5 protein-coding genes, 4 tRNA genes, 1 rRNA gene and 1 other RNA gene are annotated in these 5,523 nt (G+C 52.7%); 2 read left to right on the plus strand and 9 right to left on the minus strand.

The window, feature by feature from the left end:
* The 6 genes from ACJ8MK_RS25780 to ACJ8MK_RS25805 form a co-directional block, all read right to left on the minus strand.
* On the minus strand, nucleotides 1-224 hold a 224-nt coding region (locus ACJ8MK_RS25780; protein WP_008502775.1), incomplete at its 3' end, for a GTP-binding protein.
* A gap of 109 nt (nucleotides 225-333) precedes the next feature.
* Nucleotides 334-409 (minus strand) — tRNA-Thr (locus ACJ8MK_RS25785).
* A 6-nt stretch (nucleotides 410-415) separates the two neighbouring features.
* Nucleotides 416-490: transfer RNA gene (locus ACJ8MK_RS25790), tRNA-Gly, on the minus strand.
* 36 nt (nucleotides 491-526) lie between these two features.
* Nucleotides 527-642: non-coding RNA, RtT sRNA (locus ACJ8MK_RS25795), on the minus strand.
* Nucleotides 643-688: 46 nt separating this feature from the next.
* Nucleotides 689-773: transfer RNA gene (locus ACJ8MK_RS25800), tRNA-Tyr, on the minus strand.
* Nucleotides 774-798: 25 nt separating this feature from the next.
* A tRNA-Thr gene (locus ACJ8MK_RS25805) sits at nucleotides 799-874 on the minus strand.
* A gap of 396 nt (nucleotides 875-1,270) precedes the next feature.
* Here ACJ8MK_RS25805 and ACJ8MK_RS25810 point away from each other — a divergent pair.
* Nucleotides 1,271-1,819 (plus strand): GNAT family N-acetyltransferase, encoded by a 549-nt coding sequence (locus ACJ8MK_RS25810; RefSeq protein ID WP_033650029.1) that lies wholly within the window; start codon nucleotides 1,271-1,273, stop codon nucleotides 1,817-1,819.
* 219 nt (nucleotides 1,820-2,038) lie between these two features.
* Nucleotides 2,039-2,989 carry a type I pantothenate kinase gene (gene coaA / locus ACJ8MK_RS25815; RefSeq protein ID WP_033636718.1) on the plus strand — a complete coding sequence of 317 codons (951 nt, stop codon included), beginning with the start codon at nucleotides 2,039-2,041 and terminating at the stop codon, nucleotides 2,987-2,989.
* 47 nt (nucleotides 2,990-3,036) lie between these two features.
* On the opposite strand, the gene birA is transcribed toward coaA, so the two are convergent.
* The 3 genes from birA to rrf all read right to left on the minus strand — a co-directional run.
* A complete protein-coding gene (gene birA, locus ACJ8MK_RS25820) occupies nucleotides 3,037-3,999 on the minus strand; it encodes a bifunctional biotin--[acetyl-CoA-carboxylase] ligase/biotin operon repressor BirA (RefSeq protein WP_033636716.1) in 963 nt (320 codons plus the stop codon).
* Nucleotides 3,996-5,033 carry a UDP-N-acetylmuramate dehydrogenase gene (gene murB, locus ACJ8MK_RS25825; protein ID WP_060457318.1) on the minus strand — a complete coding sequence of 346 codons (1,038 nt, stop codon included), beginning with the start codon at nucleotides 5,031-5,033 and terminating at the stop codon, nucleotides 3,996-3,998. Before murB ends, birA begins: the two co-directional genes overlap by 4 nt.
* A gap of 377 nt (nucleotides 5,034-5,410) precedes the next feature.
* Nucleotides 5,411-5,523, minus strand: a 5S ribosomal RNA gene (gene rrf / locus ACJ8MK_RS25830); the annotation flags it as partial.

A 5,523-nucleotide genomic window follows, 5' to 3' on the forward strand; every position in this document is an offset into this window, starting at 1 on the left:
CGAGTCGGGGTGTCATACTCAACGTGAGAGGTGTTGATGGTGATACCACGAGCTTTTTCTTCTGGCGCGTTATCGATCTGGTCGAAAGCACGTGCAGAACCGCCGTAGGTTTTAGCCAGTACGGTAGTGATCGCTGCAGTCAGGGTAGTTTTACCGTGGTCAACGTGGCCGATAGTACCGACGTTAACGTGCGGTTTTGTACGTTCAAACTTTTCTTTAGACATCGATTGTCCCTCTAAGACACGGATAAATCGGTGGTATCACCACATCAACCAAGCATTTGCTCGTTGAATCCAGAACAGAAAGAAAATCAGGGGGCGAGAAATTAAGAAGTGGTGCTGATAGGCAGATTCGAACTGCCGACCTCACCCTTACCAAGGGTGCGCTCTACCAACTGAGCTATATCAGCACATCTTGGAGCGGGCAGTGGGAATCGAACCCACATCATCAGCTTGGAAGGCTGAGGTAATAGCCATTATACGATGCCCGCATCCTGGAACTCGGCTACCTGATTTTTCTGTAGAATTTTGGGATGGAGCAGGATTGTTCATCACTCGGCTCGCATCCTTCGGGCCGGCTGCGCCTTGCGCTGCACAGCTCGAACCTTGCCGAAGGCTTTCGCCCTCTCCTCCCGCTATCAACCGTTGCGGCATTTATCGCATTTCAGTTAATCGCCGAAGGCAAGATTTGGTGGTGGGGGAAGGATTCGAACCTTCGAAGTCTGTGACGGCAGATTTACAGTCTGCTCCCTTTGGCCGCTCGGGAACCCCACCAGATTTTAACTACTTGTGACTTGAATGGTGCCGGCTACCGGAATCGAACTGGTGACCTACTGATTACAAGTCAGTTGCTCTACCTACTGAGCTAAGCCGGCATCAAGTGCAGCGCATTCTAGGTAGAGCGGGCGACCTATGCAACAAAAAAATTGCTTTACGCGCACTTTCGCTCACAAATCAGTCAATTTTGCATACTGTCATGCAATTCGCAGCCTGCGGCGTGCAAACATTCATCACTCGCGGCAATCATTCTCTACAATTTTATCCACTTTTTGCAAGCCTTGAGCGCCGCTTTCTCCGTGTCGGGCTTCTCAAAACACTTAACCCGCAACGGTAAACTGTGAGCGGGATCGATGCACCAAAAAGGGGATACCTGCCCCGGACCGAGGCGTGAGCTACACTGATCCCTCACCCTTTTGCCGTCGTCATGCCTTTCGCCGCTGTGGCTCAGTTATTGCTTCTCTTCATTACCCCCATATCTGGAGGAATGACTCATGAAAATAGTGCCTATCAACGCCGCTACGCTGCCGATTTACCGGGATGAATTAGCCCGCCTGTTGACCGATGCCGTCACGCACGGCGCTTCTGTCGGTTACGACACCTTAATCCCTCACGAAGACGCCGAGAGTTACTTCCACAGTCTGCGACCGGCCCTGGCTAAAGGTGAACTGCTGCTGTGGATTGCCCGCGACGAGCGCGGCGTCGTTGGCACCGTGCAACTCGAACTCTGTCAGAAGCCGAACGGCCGTAATCGTGCGGAGGTGGTGAAGCTGTTGGTGCATAGCCGCGCTCGCCGCAACGGCGTAGGTCAGGCGCTGATGAAGACGCTGGAGCACGTAGCGCTGCAGCAGCAACGCGGGCTATTGTACCTGGATACGCAGGCCGGTTCGGCAGCAGAAGCGCTTTATCGCAGCCTGGGTTATCGCTGTTTGGGCGAGCTGCCGGATTATGCGGCGGGGCCCGATGGGCATTACCATCCGACCGTTATTTATTATAAACGCCTGTTCACCGTGAACCAACCTTCGCGCGCCATCGCCAGTTAACCTTCAGGCGGTATCCGGCCCCGATGATGCCGCCTTGCAACCCCGCTTTATCAACTGCGCGCCGCTTCGCACAATTGACATAAACTGCTGCCTATCGACAACTTTTGCGAAAAAAGTCTACGCCAAAAACGAAGCTGTCTATAATATGCAGCTTGTTTATTCTCTGGAGTTGGCGTCCGGCGCCTTTCCCAACCTGCGTTAACAGGCAGAATTTGGCTTATGATAAAAAGAGATCAATCTTTAGCAACGCCTTACCTACAGTTCGATCGTACCCAATGGGCGGCGTTGCGAGATTCGGTGCCGCTGACGTTGTCGGAAGAAGAGATCGTTAAACTGAAAGGGATTAACGAAGATCTCTCGTTGGAAGAAGTTGCGCAGATTTATCTGCCGCTGTCACGGCTGTTGAACTTCTATATCAGTTCCAACCTGCGCCGACAGGCGGTGCTGGAGCAATTCCTCGGCACCGACGGGCAAAAGATTCCCTATGTCATCGGCATCGCCGGCAGCGTAGCCGTTGGTAAGAGCACGACCGCTCGTCTGTTGCAAGCGTTGCTGAGCCGCTGGCCTGAACATCGCAGCGTGGAGCTGATCACGACCGACGGCTTCTTGCATCCTAATAAGGTGCTGAACGAGCGCGGTCTGATGAAGAAAAAAGGCTTCCCGCAGTCTTACGATATGCATAGCCTGGTGAAATTCGTGTCGGAAGTGAAATCCGGCGCCAAACGCGTCACCGCTCCGGTTTATTCTCATTTGATCTATGACGTTGTGCCCGAAGGTAATAAAGTCATCGAGCAACCGGATATTTTGATCCTGGAAGGGCTTAACGTATTGCAAAGCGGCATGGATTATCCTCACGATCCGCATCGCGTATTCGTTTCCGATTTTGTCGACTTCTCTATATATGTCGATGCTCCGGAGACGCTATTGCAAAGCTGGTATATCAATCGCTTCCTGAAATTCCGTCAAGGCGCATTTTCCAATCCCGATTCTTATTTCCATCACTATTCAAAATTGCCGGAACCGGAAGCGATTAATATCGCCACGCAATTATGGAATGAAATTAACGGGTTGAATTTGCAGCAGAATATATTGCCTACACGCGAACGCGCCAGCCTGATCATGACCAAAAGCGCTAACCACGCCGTTGAAAGCGTGCGTTTAAGAAAGTAAGCCTACCGATCGATTCAGGGGACGTTGCCGTCCCCTGCTTTCTCTAACTATTCTGCGCTGCGCAGCGATATCTCTCCACCGATGAAGGGCTTGATCTCCCCGTCTTGTTCCAGCAGCAGCGCGCCCTGCGAATCGATTCCTCGGGCGATACCCACAATCTGCCGCTCGCCGATAAGCAGCTTGACCGGCCTGTCGATAAAGTTATCCAGGGTACGCCAGCGACCGATAAAGGGCGCCAGTCCGTCTATCTCAAACTGTTTCAGCGACTGACGCAGTTCATTAAGCAGGGTTGCAGCCAGCTCATTGCGATCGATCTGAATTCCCGCTTCCTGTAGGTTAATCCATCCTTGAGTAATGGCGCTGGCATTGGTATCACGCATCGCCAGGTTGATGCCGGCACCGATGACCAGTTGAGCCGCATCGCCGGTTTTCCCCGTCAGTTCGACCAGGATCCCCGCCAATTTACGATCGTTCAGGTAGAGATCGTTAGGCCACTTCACGCGCACATCGGCCGCACCGAGACGCTGCAGAACTTCCGCCATCACCATCCCGATCACCAGGCTAAGCCCCATGGCCGCAGCCGGCCCCTGCTCCAGTCGCCAGAACATCGACAGGTATAAATTAGCGCCGAATGGCGAGATCCACTGCCGCCCGCGGCGCCCTCGTCCTGCCTGCTGGTATTCAGCGACACAGGCGTCACCAGAGTGCAATTCGGCAATGCGGTCCAGCAAGTATTGGTTGGTGGAATCGACCACCGGTAACACGCTTACACGCTTGTCTTCCAGCAGGCTGAGGATGCGCTCGGCTTCCAACAGCTGGATGGCGCCAGGCAGGCTGTAGCCTTTGCCGGGCACGGTAAAGACATCCAGCCCCCATTCGCGAATGGTCTGAATATGCTTATTGATCGCCGCACGGCTCATGCCCAGTGACTCACCCAGGTGTTCCCCGGAATGAAATTCACCGTCGGCCAGCAGCGCGATCAGTTTTAACGGAACCTTGGTATCTTTCATGACAGCACCGCCACGGCATTCAGCTCACCGGTCGCGCCAATAAAACGCACCTCAGGCTCCAGCCAGACGCCAAATTTATCGGCCACTGTCTTGCGTACGTGGCGCGCCAGCGCCACCACATCTTGGCTGTGGGCGTTGTCGATGTTCACCAGCACCAACGCCTGCTGACGGTGTACCGCAGCGCCGCCGATACGATATCCTTTCAGTTCGCATTGATCGATAAGCCATCCGGCGGCCAGCTTCACCTGGCCATCCTGCTGTGGATAGTGCGGCATGCCGGGATATTTGGCGATGAGTTCTGCGGCTTTCTTTGCGTTCACCAGCGGATTCTTGAAGAAGCTGCCGGCATTACCGGTTTCACGCGGATCGGGCAGCTTGCTGCGGCGCATGGCGCATACGGATTCAAATACCTGAAGCGGCGTCACCGTGGCGGGATCCAGCTTGGCCAGATCGCCGTAGCTCAATTTGGGTTGCCATTGTTTGTTGAGACGCAGGCCCAGCCCGACAATGACATGCCCGGTTTGGAAACGGTGTTTGAAAATACTTTCCCGGTAACCGAAACCACACTCGGCAGCCGGAATGCGATCGATAGCACCGGTAGAGAAGTCCAGCAGATCGACATACTCGCAGACGTCTTTCAATTCGACGCCGTAGGCGCCGATGTTCTGGATAGGGGCGGAGCCGGCCAATCCAGGAATCAACGCCAGGTTTTCCAGGCCGCAGATCCCGGCCTGCAGCGTATATTGCACCAGGTCATGCCAGTTTTCACCGGAGCTGACGTGGAGATACCAGGCATCGTTATCTTCCCGAACATCGATACCTTTCAACTGATTGACCATTACCGTGCCAGAAAAATCCTCCAGGAACAGCACGTTGCTACCTTCACCGAGAATCAGCAGCGGCTCCTGACGCTTTCGCGTTTGTTGCCACACTTTGAGCATCAGCTCAATTCTATCGGCCATGATCAGGTGCGCTGCGTTGACCGGGAGCGCAAACGTATTGTGGTTTTTTAAAGACGCGCTTTCAGTAGACATAACGTTCAGTACCCATAAAGAAATAATCTTTCGCCTAGTCTACTCGATTCGAGGCGTCTGGCTAATATTTGTTTTAATTAACGTGAAATTTATCGCCTAATACACTGGAGAATTAAGATTTATCCTTGATATAACCGGATAATTCTCATCAACATCTTCATAAATAGATATTTTTATTATTTAAATAATAATCTGGAGCTATCAATTATATATTTAGCTAGCTTTTTCTCTGACAAAAAACATTATGCTTCCTTATGAAAATAAGCAGCATATGCCAATAGAGGTATTTCTATAAGCAATAAATACAGCCAGGGAATTTATTTTCCCCATAGCAAAAAGCCCTGAACGTCAGTTCAGGGCTTTCGGCTTTGTTTGATGCCTGGCAGTGTCCTACTCTCGCATGGGGAGACCCCACACTACCATCGGCGCTACGGCGTTTCACTTCTGAGTTCGGCATGGGGTCAGGTGGGACCACCGCGCTATTGCCGCC

Origin of the sequence: Serratia sp. CY38905 (assembly GCF_052168875.1) — a bacterium.
GTDB classification, from domain to species: Bacteria; Pseudomonadota; Gammaproteobacteria; order Enterobacterales; family Enterobacteriaceae; genus Serratia; species Serratia sarumanii.